The organism is Cryobacterium sp. W22_MBD10_FK3 (genome assembly GCF_052113745.1).
In the GTDB taxonomy this organism is placed as follows: domain Bacteria; phylum Actinomycetota; class Actinomycetes; order Actinomycetales; family Microbacteriaceae; genus Cryobacterium.
Genome location: NZ_JBGQOH010000001.1, coordinates 280,037 through 297,461, shown reverse-complemented (window position 1 = coordinate 297,461; position 17,425 = coordinate 280,037). Strand labels below are relative to the sequence as shown.

Here is a 17,425-nt window from a genome sequence, read left to right as displayed (position 1 = left end):
CCGTGGCGAATAGCCCGCCCGAAACCCCCGACCAGAACTGGTCGGAGAGCACAGGTGACACGCCGCTGCCGTCTCGCCGCGCCATGCGCGAGGCCCAGGACGCACGGAATTCCCAGGCGGCACTGGATGCCCAGGCGGCACTGGATGCCCAGGCGGCACTGGATGCCCAGGCAGAGCAGAGCGCTGACCCGGCTGCCGTGCCGGCGGCGAACGAAGCCCCCGGCACGGCCGAAGCCCCTGCGGCACGACGGGCGCCCCGGGCCGCCCAGCCTCCGGCACCGCTGGCGTACTGGTCTGCGCCGGTTGCGCCCGACTCGGCCTACCCACCCTCGACGGCTGACTCTGCTGCCGAGAGTTCCGTGGCGAATACCGGCGTCCGGGCCGAAGCACCCCAGCCTCCGGTTTCCGCGCCGTCCGCCGCCGCCGCCGAAACCGACCAGGCCGACCAGAATCCCTTTGCCGGGCTCGGCTTTGGCACGATGCCCGATTCTGCACCCGCGTCAGCCGACGGCCCAGGTGGCCCGGCGGTCGCCGGGCGCCCCAACTCACGGGCAAACCGCCGCGCGCAACTCGCCGACCATCCGGGCACGGAGAAGAAGAAGTCCCGCAAGGGCGCCGTGGGCTGCCTGGTCGTCCTCCTCGTCGTGCTGGGTCTCATGGGCGCCGCGGCGCTCGCCCTGCAGGGACCGATCAGCCAGTTCATCGCCTCCACCCAGCCCCCCGAGGACTACGAGGGCTCCGGCAGCGGCGAGGTGCTCGTCATGATCCACAACGGTGACACCGGGTCCGATATCGCGACGACACTGCTCGACCAGGACGTGGTGAAGAGCTACGACGCCTTCTACGACCTGCTTCTGGCTCAACCGACCGACCCGGTCTTCCAACCCGGCGCCTACCTGCTGGCATCCCAGATGAGCGCGCAGGCCGCGCTCGAGGCGTTGCAGAACCCGGAAAGCCGCCAGGAACTCACCGTCGTCATCCCCGAAGGCACCGCAGCGGTCGACGTGCTGTCCTCGATTGCCGAAGGTACCGACATCCCGCTGGCCGACCTGCAGGCGGCCGCCGCCGATCTGTCCGGGTTCGGGCTTCCCGCCGAGGCCACCAGCCTTGAGGGGTTCCTGTTCCCGGCCACGTACACGTTCCAACCGGCCACCAGCGCCCACGACGCAATCAAGACCCTCGTGGATCGCCAGTTCGAAGCTCTCGACGCGGCCGGAGTCGCCCCCGCCGACCGGTGGAAGACCATCGTGATGGCCTCCCTCATCCAACGGGAAGCCGGGCTCGCACCCGATTACTTCAAGGTGTCCAGGGTCTTTTACAACCGGCTCGACCCGGCCCAGTGGGAGAGCGGAAAGTTGGAGTCCGACGCGACGGTGGCCTATGGAACGGGCAATACCCACCTGGTCACCACGACGGACGATGAACGACGAGACGCCAACAACCCCTACAACACCTACGTGCACCCCGGACCGCCGGTCGGACCGATCAGCAACCCGGGTGACTTGGCCATCGACGCCGCCCTGCACCCCGCGGAAGGAACCTGGCTATTCTTCGTGACGTGGAACCTGGATACCGGTGAGACCATTTTCTCGACAACGGTTGACGAGCACGACGCCGGCGTGACCAAGTGGCTGGACTGGATGGATGATCACCCCGAATATGGCTGACCCGACTGAAGCCCTCGACATGTCCTCGCCGCGTCGCCGGTTGGCTGTGCTCGGCTCACCGATCGCGCACTCGCTGTCCCCGGCGCTGCACGCCGCCGCATACAGGGTGCTCGGACTGGACTGGGAGTACACGGCCGTGCAGGTCGGCGAGGGCGAGCTCGACGCCTTCCTCGACGGCCTCGGCCCGGAGTGGCTGGGCCTGTCGCTGACCATGCCGCTCAAGCACAAGATACGACCTCGGCTGGCCGACCTGGACCGCGTCGCCACTCTCACCGGCGCGGTGAACACGGTGCGGTTCATCGACGCCCCAGCCGCTTCGCGTCCGCTCGTGGGATACAACACCGACGTGCCCGGCCTGGTTCGCGCCCTCGCCGAGGTCGGCATCGACAGGGCCGCGCACGTGACCCTGCTGGGCGCAGGGGCCACCGCGGCATCCGCGCTCGTGGCCGCCGCCGAACTCGGTGCGGAGACCGTGGACATCATCACGCGCACCGTGGCCAGGGCCGACCCGCTCGCGGAGCTCGGCCGGCAGCTCGGGCTCGTCGTCACGGTGTCGGGCCTGACGGCCGCCGCCGCGACCGACCGCGTGAGCGACCTGGTGATCAGCACCATGCCCGGCGACGCCGCTCTGCCACACGAATTCCCGGCCGCCCTCCGCGCGAAGACCTTGCTCTTCGACGTGGGGTACGCGCCCTGGCCCACCGCCCTCGCCACGTCGTGGAACGCGGCAGGCGGCAGCGCCAGGTCCGGCCTCACCATGCTGCTGCACCAGGCCCTGGTGCAGATTCGTATCTTCGTGGCCAACGACCCGTTCCTGCCGCTTCCCGACGAGGAAGCGGTGCTGGCGGCCATGCGCGCAGCCCTGCCCGCTCCCGCCGGCGGGACGGCACCCGGCCGCGCTGTGGAAGGATAGTACCCATGCTTCGTTGGCTCACCGCCGGAGAGTCCCACGGCCCCGAACTCCTCGCTATTGTCGAGGGTTTGCCCGCTGGGATCCCGGTCACCCTAGATGAGATCCGCCTCGACCTTGCGCGCCGCAAACTCGGCTACGGCCGTGGGGCACGCATGAAGTTCGAACAGGACGAACTCAGCATCTCCGGCGGCGTCCGCCACGGTCTCACCCTCGGCGGCCCGGTGGCCCTGCGGATCGGCAACACCGAGTGGCCCAAGTGGGCCGAGGTGATGAGCCCCGAACCCGTTGACCCCGCCCTGCTGGCTCGCGGCCGTGGCGCACCGCTGGTGCGCCCCCGGCCCGGCCACGCCGACCTCGTCGGGATGCAGAAGTACGACTTCGACGAGGCCCGCCCGGTGCTCGAACGCGCCAGCGCTCGGGAGACGGCCGCGCGGGTCGCCCTCGGCGCCGTCGCCCGGGCCTTCCTCGCCGGCCTCGGCATCGAGCTGGTCAGCCATACCCTGTCGATCGGTCCGGTCCGGGTGCCAGAGGGCTCACCGCTGCCGCGCCCCGGAGACGTCGATTCGCTCGACGCCGATCCGCTGCGCTGCTTCGACGCCGCCACCAGCGCGCTTATGGTCGCCGAGGTCGACGCCGCCCACAAGGACGGCGACACCCTCGGCGGCATCGTCGAGGTGCTCGCATACAACCTCCCGCCCGGCCTCGGGTCCTTCGTGCACTGGGACCGCAGGCTGGACTCGCAGCTGGCCGCCGCTCTGATGGGCATCCAGGCGATCAAGGGCGTCGAGGTCGGCGACGGCTTCCTCACCACCACCCGCAGGGGTTCAGAGGCGCACGACGAACTCGTGCAGGTCGACGATGAGATCCTGCGCGCCAGCGACAAGGCCGGCGGCACCGAGGGCGGCATGAGTACCGGAACCGTGCTGCGGGTGCGGGCCGGCATGAAGCCCATCGCCACCATCCCGCGAGCGCTCCGTACCGTAGACATCACCACCAGCGAGGCGGCACCGGCGCACCACCAGCGCTCCGACGTCTGTGCGGTCCCGGCCGCGGGCGTGGTGGCCGAGGCCATGGTGGCGCTCGTGCTGGCCAACTCGGTCTTAGAGAAGTTCGGCGGCGACTCGCTCGGCGAAACCAAGCGCAACCTGGACTCCTATCTCGCCAGCATCCCGGCCAATCTGCGAACCGGCGCGTCCAGCGACGCCACGATCTAGCGTGCTGTTCCTGAGCCCGGAGGCGTCCCGTCCGGCAGACGGCTGGCCGGCAGCCCCCGCACCGGGCCGGGGCCGTGGCGACTCGGTAACGCCGGCGAATGCGGAAACAGCGCGGGACGCTGACGCGCCGCTCTACCCCCTGGTCTTCATCGGGCCGATGGCATCGGGCAAGTCCAAGATCGGCCGCCGGGTCGCCCGCACCCTCCGGGTGCCGTTCCTGGACACCGACACCCTCATCGTTTCCGAGCACGGCCCGATCACCGAGATCTTCGCCGAGCACGGCGAGAGCCACTTCAGGGACCTGGAACGTGCCGCCGTCGCTGATGCCTTGCGGCAGCAGCCGGCCGTGGTGTCCCTCGGCGGGGGAGCCGTGCTCGACGCGGCCACCCGCGACGCGCTGCGGCACACCACCGTGATCTCGCTGAGCACCACCGCCGAGGCCGTGCGCAACCGCACCAAGAACGCCAAGCGGCCGCTGCTGGCAGACGGTCCCGACGCCTGGCAGCGCATCTACGACGAGCGCCGCCCGCTGTACGAGGCGCTGGCCAGCGTGCACTTCGACACGTCGACCAGACCGGTCGACGCCATCGCCGCCGACATTGTGAAATGGGTTAGAAAACAATCGTGACCGACATCATCCCCGCAGAGACCGGCACCACCACCATCACCGTCAGCGGTGTCGACAGCTACCCGGTCCTGATCGGGCGGGGCATCGTCGCCGATGTCGCCGAACAGCTCGGTGACACCGTGAAGAAGGTGCTCATTGTGCACACCTCGCACCTCGGCGCCCGCGCCGTTGCCCTGCGCGAAAGCCTGCTGGATCGGTACGAGGTGCTCATCGCCGAGGTCCCCGACGCCGAACCCGCCAAGCGGGTGGAGGTCGCCGCGTTCTGCTGGCAGGTGATGGGACAGGCCGACTTCACCCGCACCGACGCCGTGATCGGCTTCGGCGGCGGCGCCGTGACCGACCTGGCCGGCTTCGTGGCCGCAACCTGGCTGCGCGGGGTCAAGTTGGTGCAGATTCCCACCAGCGTGCTCGGCATGGTCGACGCCGCCGTCGGCGGTAAGAACGGCATCAATACCGCCGAGGGCAAGAACCTCGTCGGCACCTTCTACGCGCCGGCCGCCGTGATCTGCGACCTCGAGATCCTCGCCGACCTGCCCCGCAACGAGATCCTCGCCGGCTTCGCCGAGATCGTGAAGGCCGGATTCATCCAGATCCCGGAGATCCTCGACATCGTCGAAGCGGATGTCGCCGCTGTCACCGACCCGACCACCCCCGAGTTCCGCCGCGTGCTGGAACTGGCGATCGCCATGAAGGCCCGCGTCGTCGGTGCGGACTTCAAAGAGGCGGGCCTGCGCGAGATCCTCAACTACGGGCACACCCTCGGCCACGCCGTCGAGCACGCAGAACGCTACGGCTGGCGCCACGGCGCCGCCGTCGCCGTGGGCATGATGTTCGCCGCCGAGCTCGCCAGGCTCAGCGGCCGGCTCTCCGACGAGGCCGTGGACCGGCATCGCCGCATCCTGGAGTCGCTCACGCTGCCGACGACCTACCCGGTGGGCCGCTGGCCCACCCTGCTGGCAACGATGCAGCGCGACAAGAAAACCCGCAGCGGAATGCTGCGCTTCATCGTGCTCGATGACATCGGCAAGCCCACCGTGCTCGAGGGTCCGGATGCGTCGCTGTTGTTCGCCGCCTACCAGGAGATCGGCTCCTAGCGCGTCCCGATCTCGTCCGAGGGCCTTCCCGTTTCCGGCAAGCAGCACTAAGTTGTGGATTCCCTGCAACGAACTCCTCGCCATCTGACCTGACCAGGTCGGTGCCCTGTTCAGCGGGTCTCTGTTCGTCGTCACTCCCGATGAAGGGAATGTCCGTTGAAGTCATTGCAGAAGCTCAAAACTGCCGCGGTTGCGGGGCTGTCGGTGTTCGCCCTGGTCGCGCCGGCAACGGTCGAGATCAGCGCGACCAGCGGGACGGCGTCCAGTACGACGACCCAGTTCTCCTCCGGGAACGACGGGCCGCGCTACTCGGCCGGAGCTGCCGGATCCGGCGACACGTACTTTCCCTACGCCGGCAACGGCGGGTATGACGTCCAGGACTACGACCTTGCCCTCCGTTATGAACCACCGGTGGATCCCACGATGCTCACCGGCCGCCTCAATGGCGTCGCGGCCGTCACGCTCCGCGCGACACAGGACCTGCAGTCCCTCAATTTCGACCTGCGCGGCCTGGACGTCGCATCCGTCCGGGTGGACGGCAAGGCCGCGGCACACGGGAAGTCCCACGGCAGGGATAGCGCCGAGTGGACACAGCAGCAGGACGACGCGAACCGTATCTGGGAACTCACCGTCGAGCTGCGGCCGAAGCTCAAAGCAGGTCAGACGACGACCATCGTGATCGAGTACGGCGGTGCCACCGGGCAACCGCTGGACACCACCGGGGCCCTCTACGGCTGGGTTACCACTGCTGACGGCGCGATGGTGGTCAACGAGCCCGATGGCGCGGCTACGTGGTATCCGGTCAACGACGACCCGCAGGACAAGGCGACATACACGTTCCGCCTCACGGTTCCGGCCGGCAAGACCGCGGTGGCGAACGGGTTGCCGGCCGGACAGCCCAAGACCAGGGCAGGGTGGACCACCTGGACCTGGCGGGCCTCGGACCCGATGGCCAGCTACCTGTCGACGGCGAGCGTCGGCGACTACGCCGTTTCCCGAGACGTCGGCCCTGACGGTCTGCCGATCATCAATGCCATCGACGATGGCGTAGCGGGGGAGGACCTTGCCGAAACGACGGCGTCCCTCGCCCTGCAACCCCAGATGATCACGTTCCTCGAGGACCAATTCGGGCCGTACCCGTTCGAGTCGTTCGGGGCGATCGTCGATGACGACTCTGTCGACTACGCCTTGGAGACCCAGACCCGTCCGGTGTACTCCGAGGTCGCGCACGAATCGACAGTGGTGCACGAACTGGGGCACCAGTGGTTCGGCAACGCGGTGTCGCCCGCCGATTGGAAGGACATCTGGCTGAACGAAGGCTGGGCGACCTATGTCGAATGGTTGTGGGCCGAGCATCGAGGCACTGCAGATGTGGCAGACCAGTTCGCCGACACGGTGGCAGAGCTGGACGCGGACAACGGCTGGACGCTCAACATCGCCGACCCGGGTCGCGACGGTCTGTTCGAAAGTCCGGTCTACCAGAGGGGGGCGGCCGCCTTGTACGCGCTGCGTGCGGAGATCGGCGACGACGCATTCTTCGTCGGCGCCCGCCTGTGGCTGACTCGTTACCACGATTCCACGGCCACCACCGAGGACTTCGAAGCCGTCATGGAAGAGAGCTCGGGCCAGCAGCTCGACGCCTTCTTCGACGACTGGCTGCGCGAAGGGGACCGACCGGCCATGCCGCAGCCCTGAGCGTTCGCGGACGCGGATCACCGCGTTACGTGCCTGCACAGTTCCCGCCGACTGTGCCTAGAATGAAGCACCCGACCGGCCGCTGAGCGCAGGTCGCCTACGACCAGCGTTGATCGGAGGTGTTGTGAGCAGCCCGTGGACGATAACTCCTGCCGATTCACCGCTGGGGACGTTCTCCCGGCAGGAACGCCTGCATGAGGCCGCCATCGGGGACCGAACCGACCTGGGCTCCGGTGCCGTGCAGGCCGGGGTACGCCGGCTGGTGCGGGAATCCTGGCAACGCTCGCTCTCGCTGCGCCTGGACCCGCTGACGGCGCAGGCCGCACCGACGCTGAGCGCCGACCAGCTTGCCCGGCTGCGCGCGCAGAACCCGCTGGCCGCGGTGCTGCCGGTGATCAACACGCTGCTGGTGCGGCACGCCGCCGAATTCGGGCTGATCGTGGCGGTGGCCGATGAGACGGGCCGGCTGCTCTGGATCGACGGTGACAGCTCGGTGCGCACCCGGGCCGAGGACATGCACTTCGTGGTCGGCGCCGACTGGTCGGAGGCCCGGGTCGGTACGAGCGCACCAGGCACCGCGTTGGCGCTCGACCACGGCATCCAGATTCAGCGCGCCGAACACTTCAGCCAGCTGGCTCACCCGTTCAGCTGCACCGCCGTGCCCATCCACGACCCGGTCACCGGGGCGCTGCTCGGCGTGATCGACATCACCGGGGGAGACGCCGCCGTGGCCCCGCAGACCCTGCCGCTCGTGGAGGCGGCCGTCGCCGCGCTCGAGGCTGAGTTGCGCATTCAGAGCCTCAGTGCTCCACGGACGGTACCCGCACGCCCGTCGGGCTTCACCGCGCCCGGAATACTATTGAGCGTTCTCGGCACCGAACACGGTGCTCTGCACGGCGCCCAGGGCGTTGACCAGCACAGCATGGACCTCAGTCCCCGGCACGCCGAGATCCTGCTCCTGCTCGCCTGGCACCGGCAGGGCCTGTCCGCCGACAGGCTCGCGGGCCTCCTCAGCGACGAGCACCCGCACGCCGTCGAGAACCTTCGCGCCGAGATGGTGCGACTGCGCCGGGTGCTCGCGGTCAGCCATCCGCAGTTGCGGGTCGGCTCTCGCCCATACCGTCTGGAGACCAGCGTCGACACTGACGCCGGCCGGGTGCTTCGCCTCCTCGCCCGCGGCGCCCACCGGATGGCCCTGGCCGCATACCGCGGAACCGTGCTGCCGGGCTCCGCAGCGCCCGGCGTCACGGAGATCCGCGCCGAGGTGAGCCAGCGTTTGCGCCAGACCCTGCTCAGCGATGCCTCGGCGGAGGTACTGCTCGACTACGCCCGCACCGAGGAGGCCGCCTGGGACTCCGAGGTGTGGCGCGCCTGTCTTCAGCTGCTGCCCGCAAGGTCGCCGCAGCGAGCCGCTGTGGTGGCGAGCCTCACCCGCATCGAGGCCGAGCTCAGCGCGTAGCCGGGTCAGTCGTCAATTCACGACGAACACGAGCACACTCACGAAGGCCAGAGTCCCCACCAGGCACACACTGCCCACCACCGAGATGTGCCGGGGCGTGAGCCGGCCGTGCAGGATCGCCGCGAGCAGGAAGAGCACCGCCAGCACGATCTCGAGGGTCCAGTAGACCGGGCTCGTGGTGTCTGCGATGGTGTTGAGCGCCCAGATGCCCTCGCCCAGGAGAACTGCGCTCAGCGGCGTGACCGCCAGGGCACGCCACTCCGGCGGCGCGTGGCGCACCAGGCTGGCGGCGACGCCCAGCAGCGGCCCGGCGACGAGGCCCACAAGAGTCCAGATCGAGGAGAACGGATCGCCGTCGTCGAACCCTCGCCACTCGGACACGACGCTGTAGGACTCGACGAGAAGCTGGAAGACCACGATGCCGAGGATGGCCGCGAGCAGCGGCCGGGCGCGGCTGAGCCAGACGATCAGGAAACTGAACATCGTCCAGCCGCCGGCAGAGTTGCCCAGCGAATTGATCCAGGGCGGCAGGTACTGCTGCGCGAAACTGGTCAGCCCGCCGATCAGCACCGCTCCGCCGACCGCCACGGCGATGGCCCGCAGCGCCGACGATCGGGTCTCGGCGTGCCACCAGCCGCTGCGCGCGGGCGCCGGCGCGACGAAGCGAGAACTCTCCAGGGTTTCCATGTGGTCAACGCTAGGCAAACCGGGGCAGGCCGGACATCCATCCAGAGGGTGAGCGGGCGCATACCGGAGGATGACCTCGGCCGCGGCGCCGCACCGGGAACGCACCGCAACGTTTCGCAACCTCTGTGTTCCTAGGCTCAGCCCATGGACCGCGAGAACGCGGAGACCATCGACAGAGCCGTCGAACAAGGAGTGAAATGACCGTTTACGCCGCCCCCGGTACGCCGGATGCGAAAGTCACCTTCAAGCCCCGCTACGAGAACTGGATCGGAGGCGAATGGGTACCGCCGGTGAAAGGCCAGTACTTCGAAGACATCTCCCCGGTGAACGGCAAACCGTTCACCGAAGTCGCCCGCAGCACCCACGAAGACATCGACCTGGCCCTCGACGCCGCCCACAAGGCCGCACCGGCGTGGGGCAAGACCACGGCCACGCACCGAGCCGCCGTGCTCAACAAGATCGCGGATGTCATCGACGCGAACCGTGAACTGCTCGCGGTCGCTGAAACCTGGGACAACGGCAAGCCCATCCGGGAGCCGCTGAACGCCGACCTGCCCCTGGCCGCGGACCACTTCAGGTACTTCGCCTCCGCCATCCGTGCCCAGGACGGCGACCACGCCGAACTCGACAACGACACCATGTCGTACCAGTTCCACGAGCCGCTGGGCGTGGTCGGCCAGATCATCCCCTGGAACTTCCCCATCCTGATGGCGGTCTGGAAGCTCGCGCCGGCCCTCGCCGCCGGGAACGCGGTCGTGCTGAAGCCCGCGGAGCAGACCCCCGCGTCGATCCTGGTGTTGATCGAGCTGATCGGCGACATCCTGCCGCCCGGGGTGCTCAACATCGTCAACGGCTTCGGCATCGAAGCGGGCAAACCGCTCGCCTCCTCGAACCGGATCCGCAAGATCGCCTTCACCGGCGAGACCACCACGGGCCGGCTGATCCTGCAGTACGCCAGCGCCAACATCATCCCCTCAACCGTGGAGCTGGGCGGCAAGAGCGCCAACATCTTCTTCGACGACGTGGCGCAGAAGGACGACAGCTACTACGACAAGGCGCAGGAAGGCTTCGTGCTGTTCGCCTTCAACCAGGGCGAGGTGTGCACCTGCCCCAGCCGGGCACTGCTGCACAAGCCCATCTACGACAGCTTCCTCGGCGGCGCCATCGAGCGCACCAAGCTGGCAAAGCAGGGCAATCCGCTCGACACCGACACCCAGGTGGGCGCGCAGGCCAGCAACGACCAGCTGGAGAAGATCCTGTCCTACATCGACATCGGCAAGAAGGAGGGCGCCAAGCTGCTGCTCGGCGGCGAACAGGCCGACCTGGGCGGCGACCTCAGCGGTGGCTACTACGTGCAGCCGACCATCTTCGAGGGCCAGAACAAGATGCGCATCTTCCAGGAGGAGATCTTCGGGCCTGTTGTCGCGGTGACCAGCTTCGACGACTACGACGACGCCATCTCGATCGCCAACGACACCCTGTACGGCCTCGGGGCCGGGGTGTGGTCGCGGAATGGCACCACGGCGTACCGTGCGGGCCGGGACCTGCACGCCGGACGTGTGTGGGTGAACAACTACCACAACTACCCGGCTGGAGCCGCTTTCGGTGGGTACAAGAGCTCGGGTATCGGCCGGGAGAACAACAAGCTTGCCCTGGGGCACTACCAGCAGACCAAGAACCTGCTCGTGTCCTACTCCGAAGACGCCCTGGGGTTCTTCTAGGCCCTGCTGACGGCGGGAAGGCTCGACGGCCGGCCCACCGTCCGTCACCTGGTCTCGGCAGGCTCGACCAACGATTCCCACGCTGGTCGAGCCTGGCGAGACCCCGCACCCCTCAATCCCACCCTGTGGAGGACACCATGACAGACCTCAAGGACCCGCCCCCTGTCGCTGCCGTCGAGGCAAGCATCACCATCCCGGGGGAGACCCGGTCTCGGGTGGCGCTGGCGCAGGTCACCGTCGACCTGCTCCGGAGCCTCTGGGAGGAGCATGGCCCGCTGATGTTCCACCAGTCCGGCGGCTGCTGCGACGGCAGCTCACCGATGTGCTTTCCGGCGGGCGAGTTCATCACCTCCGACCAGGACGTGCTGCTCGGCCGGCTCGACATCGCCGTTGCGGGGGACCCCGAGCAGCTGATCGAGTTCTGGATCTCCGCCGAACAGTTCGAGTACTGGAGCCACACCGCCCTGCTCATCGACACCGTCAAGGGTCGCGGTGGCGGCTTCTCGGCCGAGGCTCCACGCGGTGTGCGCTTCATCATCCGTTCGGAGCTGATGGAGTCATTCAGCGGGTAGGAACGTGACGGTTCAGTTCGGGTTGTGTTGCCTGACCGATAGCGACCCATGACCGGGCGCGACGACACACTTGGCGGCGTAGAGCGGCACTCCGCCGTGCGCCGCTGTCTGGGTGAGGATGAGGACCGCCGCTGACGGATCGATGTTCAGTAGTTGCGCTCGCGTGGGGCCGGCCTCGGTTGCGACAATCTGGCACACCCCGTGTGTGAAGACGTGACCATTGGCCTGCATGGAGGCGAGGAGCGTGCGTGGCTCGGCGGCGATCGCCGAGAGTTCGGACGCGATGCGCTCGTTCACATCACTGAGGTAGCGCCCAGCCGGGAGGTGCTCCTGGACTGTGGCAATGGGACGGCCGTCTTGCAACAGGATGCTCTCGCGGAACCAGGCGTTCGCAGCCGGATCGAGTGCGAGCCGCTGGGACACGAAGTCGGTGACCCCTTCCAACTCGAAGCGCACCGGCTGCACGGTGATGGTGCTGTTCGGGTCGGCGAGGGCGATCTCGAACGGCCGCAGCTGCTCGAGTCCGCCGTGCGGGATGGAGTCGGTGACGAACCGCCCGACCCCTCGACGGGTCACCAGCAACCCGTCTTCTTCGAGGAGCATCAACGCCTCGCGCACGGGAGTGCGGCTGACGCCGAGCGTTGCGGAGAGTTCGGTTTCCCGCGGCAGCATCTCGCCGAGCCGGAAGACCCCAGAGCGGATCCCCTCAGCGAGTCGCGTGTAAACGGCGACTCGAATCGGCTGGCCTGCGGCGAGCTGGAGGTGCTGTTGCAAGAACGAGTGGGATTCCAGACTGGTCGTCACGAGACCTCCTTGTGTGCCCGACGCTATCACGTTTGACATGTGTTTGCAGAGGTATAACCTCATACTGCATACCAGCGTTGCAATCCAGGCAACGCAATCCAGGCGACGCAATCTACACACCGCAGTCCAGACAATGGAGTCCACACATGAGTTCAATCACCGTCAGCACACCCCACATCGATCCGAAGGGGGTGGACATCGCCGAGACCATCCTGCTTCCCGGCGATCCGCTGCGCGCCAAGTTCATCGCCGAGACCTACCTCGACGACATCCGCTGCTTCAACGAGGTTCGCAACATGCTGGGCTTCACGGGCACCTACCGGGGGCGTCCCGTGTCCGTCATGGGCACGGGCATGGGCATTCCCTCCATCTCGCTCTACAGCTACGAGCTGATCCACCACTTCGGGGTCAAAAACCTCATCCGCGTGGGTAGCTGCGGCGCCATGCAGGACGACATGGAGCTCTTCGACGTGGTCATCGCGCAGGGCGCATCCACCGACTCCAACTACCTGCACCAGTTCAACTTGCCCGGTCAGTGGGCGCCGCTGTCGTCGTACCGGCTGCTGGAGCAGGCCAAGCGGGTCGCTGACGAGCGCGGCCAACGCACCCACGTGGGCAACGTGCTCTCCTCCGACGTGTTCTACGGCGCGGATCCCGACGCCCTGGGCCGGTGGACCAGGATGGGCATCCTCGCCGTCGAGATGGAGGCGGCAGGTCTGTTCGCCAACGCCGCGGCCGCTGGGGTCGATGCCCTGGGCATCTTCACCGTCAGCGACAAAATCGGCTCCGACGTCAAGACCACCCCGGAGGAACGGCAGACCGCCTTCACCGCCATGATCGAGATCGCGCTGGAACTCGCCTGATGAGCACCGCAACCCACCCCTCGGTTCTCACCCAGGCATTCAAACCGAGCCGGGCCATCCCCATCCTTCTGATCCTCTTCGTGTTCTCTCTGGTGCTCGATAACGGCTTCAAGTTCCTGTCGCCGGCGCTGGCGGATAGTCTCAACCTTCCGGTCACCACCGTCAGCCTGCAGGCCACTCTGGCCGGGATCCTGATCGGCATCGGCGCCGTGGTCTACGCGGCGCTTGCCGACTCGATCAGCATCCGCAAACTCATCATCTTCGCGATCATCGTGATGACGGTTGGGTCGATCGTCGGCTTCGTTTTCCAGGGCAACTTCTCGATGATCCTGGTCGGCCGGCTGATTCAGAGCGCCGGCCTGGCGGCCGCCGAGACGCTCTACGTCATCTACGTGACCAAGCACTTCAGGGGCGACGAGCAGAAGAAGTATCTGGGCTTCAGCACCGCGGCCTTCCAGCTGTCCCTGCTGATCGGCACAGTCGGAAGTGGCTTCATCGCCACCTACATCGGCTGGGCTGCCTTCTTCCTGGTCGCACTGCTTTCGCTGCTGGCCATCCCGGTCGTGATGCGCACGGTGCCCAAGGAGGCGACGGGCGGCGGCCATGTGGACGTATTCGGCCTGTTCCTGATCGCGGTCTTCGCCACCGGCCTGATCATGTTCATGCAGAACTTCAACCTTTGGTACCTGTTACCGGTTGCTGCCGGGCTGGCACTCTTCATCTGGCACATCCGCACCCACGACAACGCCGTGATCACCAGCGCGTTCTTCGCCAACGCTCAGTACTCACTCATGATCATCGTGGTGTTCATCACCTACTCCGTCCAGCTGGGCTACACCTTCCTGTTCTCGTTCCTGATCTCCGACGTGTACGGCTACAACCTCGGCGAGGTCGCGCTACTGCTGATCCCCGGCTACGTCGCCGCCGTGATTGTGGGCACGCTTACCGGCAAGATCGCTCAGTACCTGTCATCCAAGCAAGCCATCACCATCGCGTTGATCGTGATCGTCATCTCATTGCTGATCCCGGCCGTGCTGGTGGACAAAGGAGTCTGGATCTTCGTGATCTCGATGAGCCTGTTCCCGATGGCCTTTGCGCTGATGTACGGACCGCTCGTGTCGACCGCCATCGAGCGGGTGCCGGTCGCAAATTCCGGTATCGCCATTGGCTTCTACAACCTCACCATCAACATTGCAGTTCCGGTCGGCATCGCCTACACCGCAACGCTGATGAACCTGCAGCCCAACCTGTTGGGCGGCATCACCGACGGTGCCCAGGCATCCTCATACGGTTCGGTGTTGTTGATCCTCACTGGAGTCGCGGCCCTCGGCCTGGTGCTGTACCGCCTCTTCATCGCGGTCATCGAACGCCAGGGCGCCGGGGCGAACACACCCGTTGTGCACGCTGAGTGATCGGCTGTGGCGCAGGAGCAGCCGGGTGGTCGCGCCGGGCGGGCCGCGACCCGGCCGGGCCTAGGCTGGGTGCATGCGCACAGTCCTCGTTCTGAACGGCCCGAACCTCGGACGCCTCGGCAGCCGGGAGCCTGACGTCTACGGCTCCGCCGACCTCGACGACCTGCGGGTGCTGCTCGCCGAAGCAGCTCCGGAGGACGTCGCGGTCGACGTTCGCCAGACCGACGACGAGGCCGAGCTCATCCACTGGCTCTACGAGGCCGTTGACACCAGCACGCCGGTGGTCCTGAACCCCGCCGCCTTCACGCATTACAGCTACGCGTTGCGCGACGCCGCCGCGCTGGTGACCAAAGCGGGTCTCCAGTTGGTCGAGGTGCACATCTCCAACCCGCACGCCCGGGAGACTTTCAGGCACACCAGCGTGGTCAGCGCCGTGGCCACCGGCGTCATCGCCGGATTCGGCTTCGACTCCTACCGGCTGGCCCTGGACCACATCGTGCGCGTGGGCTGATTCGAGGGCTCCGAACGGCGCCCGGAATCGATCCCGCGGGGCGTGTCGGCTACACTCGTCTGAGGCCTCGGCCGCGCACCTTCCCAATTGAATCGAACGGAACACCTCTTCATGGCATCTACCGCCGACATTAGAAATGGCGTCGTCCTCAACATCGACAAGCAGCTGTGGGCCGTCATCGAATTCCAGCACGTGAAGCCCGGCAAGGGCGGCGCGTTCGTGCGCACCAAGCTGAAGAACGTCGTCACGGGCAAGACCGTGGACCGCACCTTCAACGCCGGCGCCAAGATCGAGACCGAGAACGTCGACCGTCGTGACTTCCAGTACCTGTACGCGGATGGCGAGTCCTACGTGTTCATGGACGTCTCCGACTACGACCAGCTCACGGTGTCCGCCGCTGTCGTCGGCGATGCCGCCAACTTCATGCTGGAGAACCAGGCTGTGACCGTGGCCCTGCACGACGGCAACCCGCTTTACGTCGAGCTGCCGGCATCCGTCGTCCTCGAGATCACCTACACCGAGCCGGGCCTGCAGGGCGACCGCTCCACCGGCGGCACCAAGCCCGCCACCGTTGAAACCGGCTACCAGATCCAGGTGCCGCTGTTCCTCGAGCAGGGCACCAAGGTCAAGGTCGACACCCGCAACGGTGACTACCTCGGCCGCGTCAACTAGTGAGCGCCCGCACCAAGGCGCGTAAGCGCGCCATCGACATCCTGTACGTCGCCGACATCCGCCAGACCACGATTGAACAGTCGCTGGCCATGGAGGCCGAGCGTGCCGCCAACGAGCCGGCCCGCATGGTGTCCTGGCTCTACGCCCGCGACATCGTGGACGGTGTCGTGGACCACCGCGACGAGATCGATGAACTGATCGAGACGTACTCGCAGGGCTGGACGCTGTCGCGGATGCCCACGATCGACCGCGCGATTCTGCGCATCGGCATCTGGGAGATTCTCTACAACGACGCCGTGCCGCACGCCGTCGCGATCGACGAAGCCGTCGAGGCCGCCAAGGTGCTCTCGACGGATGACTCCGCCGGGTTCGTCAACGGGCTCCTCGGGCGCATCGCCCAGACGGCGCCCTCGGCGTAAACGCCAGCAGTATCGGCTTGAGCATTACGTAGTGCCGCACCGGGCGCATCCGCCCGGTGCGGATCGACGAGGGGGAGCACATGACGGACCGCACTGACGGAAGCACTGGGGAGTACCCGACCGGAGAGTCGGGAGACCAGCAGGTGTCGCCGCCGGTCGGACCCCCCTCGCCGCCGGTGCCGTACGGTGCGCCCGCCCCGCACGGCGCGGCGGCTCCGTACACCGTCGGTGCCGTGGCGCCCCGCACGAACACATTGGCGATCGTGTCGCTCGTGACAGGATTCTGCTGCTCCATCGCGGCCGTGGTCACCGGTCACATCGCGCTCGGTCAGATCAAGCGCACCGGCGAGGCGGGAAGGGGCCTGGCCATTGCCGGGCTCGTGCTCGGTTACGCGAGCATCGCCATCACGACCCTGCTGCTCATCCTGGCTCTGGTCTTCGCCGCGGCAGTGAGCGCGTTCGTCGCCAGCGTCAACGGCGCGACCTCCTCCTCGACGTACACGGCGACGCCGGTTCCGGCCCCGTCCGGGGAGACGTCCGGGCAGACCGGAGCGGCCTACTTCGATGAGGGCTACCTGCAGGTGGGCACCGGAACGACCGTGGTGGACCTCTACATCGACCCGATGTGCCCGTTCTGCGGGCAATTCGACCTCGCCAATGGCGACACCCTGGCCGGTCTCGTCGAGGACGGCAGCATCACCCTGCGTCTCTACTCGCTCACCTTCCTCGACCCGACCTCCCAGGGCACCGAATACTCCACCAGGGCCTCTGCGGCGCTGACCTGCGAAGCAGCGCTCAACCCGGAGTCCACGCTCGACTACCTGTCGGCGTTGTTCGTCAACCAGCCCACCGAGGGCACCACCGGGCTCAGCGACGATGAACTCGTGGCACTGTCCAGCGGCAGCGAATCGATCTCGGAATGCGTCAGCAGCGAGCGGTACCAGGCCTGGTCGCAGCAGAACACAGATCTCGCGGTCTCCGGCGGCATCCAGGGCACGCCGACTCTCCTCGTCGACGGCAGCCGGTACACGGGGCCGATCGACGACCCACAGGCCGTCGCAGACTTCATCCTGGGCGCCACCCTCTAGCCTGCG

The 17,425-nt window shown here is 67.3% G+C and carries 17 protein-coding genes; 15 read left to right on the top strand and 2 right to left on the bottom strand.

The window, feature by feature from the left end; translation table 11 throughout:
- Positions 1–2: 2 nt before the first annotated feature.
- From mltG to ACEN2M_RS01330, 7 genes are all read left to right on the top strand, one after another.
- Complete coding sequence (gene mltG, locus ACEN2M_RS01360) at positions 3–1,667, top strand: endolytic transglycosylase MltG (RefSeq protein WP_441646327.1); 1,665 nt, start codon at positions 3–5, stop codon at positions 1,665–1,667.
- Entirely contained in the window at positions 1,660–2,580 is a 921-nt protein-coding gene (locus ACEN2M_RS01355) for a shikimate dehydrogenase family protein (RefSeq protein ID WP_441646326.1), read from the top strand. Before mltG ends, ACEN2M_RS01355 begins: the two co-directional genes overlap by 8 nt.
- Before the next feature lie 5 nt (positions 2,581–2,585).
- A complete protein-coding gene (gene aroC / locus ACEN2M_RS01350) occupies positions 2,586–3,794 on the top strand; it encodes a chorismate synthase (RefSeq protein ID WP_441646325.1) in 1,209 nt (402 codons plus the stop codon).
- Between the two features lies 1 nt (position 3,795).
- Positions 3,796–4,422, top strand: coding sequence for a shikimate kinase (locus ACEN2M_RS01345; protein WP_441646324.1), 627 nt, complete (start codon positions 3,796–3,798; stop codon positions 4,420–4,422).
- Complete coding sequence (gene aroB / locus ACEN2M_RS01340) at positions 4,419–5,516, top strand: 3-dehydroquinate synthase (protein WP_441646323.1); 1,098 nt, start codon at positions 4,419–4,421, stop codon at positions 5,514–5,516. The genes ACEN2M_RS01345 and aroB overlap by 4 nt, the downstream gene beginning before the upstream one ends.
- Before the next feature lie 156 nt (positions 5,517–5,672).
- Positions 5,673–7,211, top strand: a complete 1,539-nt coding sequence (locus ACEN2M_RS01335; RefSeq protein ID WP_441646322.1) for a M1 family metallopeptidase — start codon at positions 5,673–5,675, stop codon at positions 7,209–7,211.
- 124 nt (positions 7,212–7,335) lie between these two features.
- Entirely contained in the window at positions 7,336–8,670 is a 1,335-nt protein-coding gene (locus ACEN2M_RS01330; RefSeq protein ID WP_441646321.1) for a hypothetical protein, read from the top strand.
- 12 nt (positions 8,671–8,682) lie between these two features.
- On the opposite strand, the gene ACEN2M_RS01325 is transcribed toward ACEN2M_RS01330, so the two are convergent.
- Positions 8,683–9,357: a DUF6518 family protein gene (locus ACEN2M_RS01325; protein ID WP_441646320.1), complete on the bottom strand. Its 675-nt coding sequence runs from the start codon at positions 9,355–9,357 to the stop codon at positions 8,683–8,685.
- 197 nt (positions 9,358–9,554) lie between these two features.
- Between ACEN2M_RS01325 and exaC the strand changes: the two genes are divergently transcribed.
- The gene (gene exaC, locus ACEN2M_RS01320) at positions 9,555–11,078 is read left to right on the top strand and encodes an acetaldehyde dehydrogenase ExaC (RefSeq protein ID WP_088456300.1); all 1,524 of its coding nucleotides are present in this window, start codon (positions 9,555–9,557) and stop codon (positions 11,076–11,078) included.
- A 137-nt stretch (positions 11,079–11,215) separates the two neighbouring features.
- Entirely contained in the window at positions 11,216–11,650 is a 435-nt protein-coding gene (locus ACEN2M_RS01315; protein ID WP_441646319.1) for a DUF779 domain-containing protein, read from the top strand.
- A gap of 12 nt (positions 11,651–11,662) precedes the next feature.
- On the opposite strand, the gene ACEN2M_RS01310 is transcribed toward ACEN2M_RS01315, so the two are convergent.
- Positions 11,663–12,454 carry a GntR family transcriptional regulator gene (locus tag ACEN2M_RS01310; protein ID WP_441646318.1) on the bottom strand — a complete coding sequence of 264 codons (792 nt, stop codon included), beginning with the start codon at positions 12,452–12,454 and terminating at the stop codon, positions 11,663–11,665.
- 146 nt (positions 12,455–12,600) lie between these two features.
- Here ACEN2M_RS01310 and deoD point away from each other — a divergent pair, with 146 nt between their 5' ends.
- The 6 genes from deoD (at position 12,601) to ACEN2M_RS01280 (ending at position 17,419) form a co-directional block, all read left to right on the top strand.
- On the top strand, positions 12,601–13,317 hold the full coding sequence (deoD, locus tag ACEN2M_RS01305; protein WP_441646317.1) for a purine-nucleoside phosphorylase: 717 nt from the start codon (positions 12,601–12,603) through the stop codon (positions 13,315–13,317).
- Positions 13,317–14,729, top strand: coding sequence for an MFS transporter (locus ACEN2M_RS01300; RefSeq protein ID WP_441646316.1), 1,413 nt, complete (start codon positions 13,317–13,319; stop codon positions 14,727–14,729). The genes deoD and ACEN2M_RS01300 overlap by 1 nt, the downstream gene beginning before the upstream one ends.
- A gap of 73 nt (positions 14,730–14,802) precedes the next feature.
- The gene (locus ACEN2M_RS01295; RefSeq protein ID WP_441646315.1) at positions 14,803–15,240 is read left to right on the top strand and encodes a type II 3-dehydroquinate dehydratase; all 438 of its coding nucleotides are present in this window, start codon (positions 14,803–14,805) and stop codon (positions 15,238–15,240) included.
- A 111-nt stretch (positions 15,241–15,351) separates the two neighbouring features.
- A complete protein-coding gene (efp, locus tag ACEN2M_RS01290; protein WP_088456291.1) occupies positions 15,352–15,912 on the top strand; it encodes an elongation factor P in 561 nt (186 codons plus the stop codon).
- Entirely contained in the window at positions 15,912–16,331 is a 420-nt protein-coding gene (nusB, locus tag ACEN2M_RS01285; protein ID WP_441646314.1) for a transcription antitermination factor NusB, read from the top strand. The genes efp and nusB overlap by 1 nt, the downstream gene beginning before the upstream one ends.
- Positions 16,332–16,411: 80 nt before the next feature.
- Positions 16,412–17,419 carry a DUF4190 domain-containing protein gene (locus ACEN2M_RS01280; RefSeq protein ID WP_441646313.1) on the top strand — a complete coding sequence of 336 codons (1,008 nt, stop codon included), beginning with the start codon at positions 16,412–16,414 and terminating at the stop codon, positions 17,417–17,419.
- Positions 17,420–17,425 lie beyond the last annotated feature (6 nt).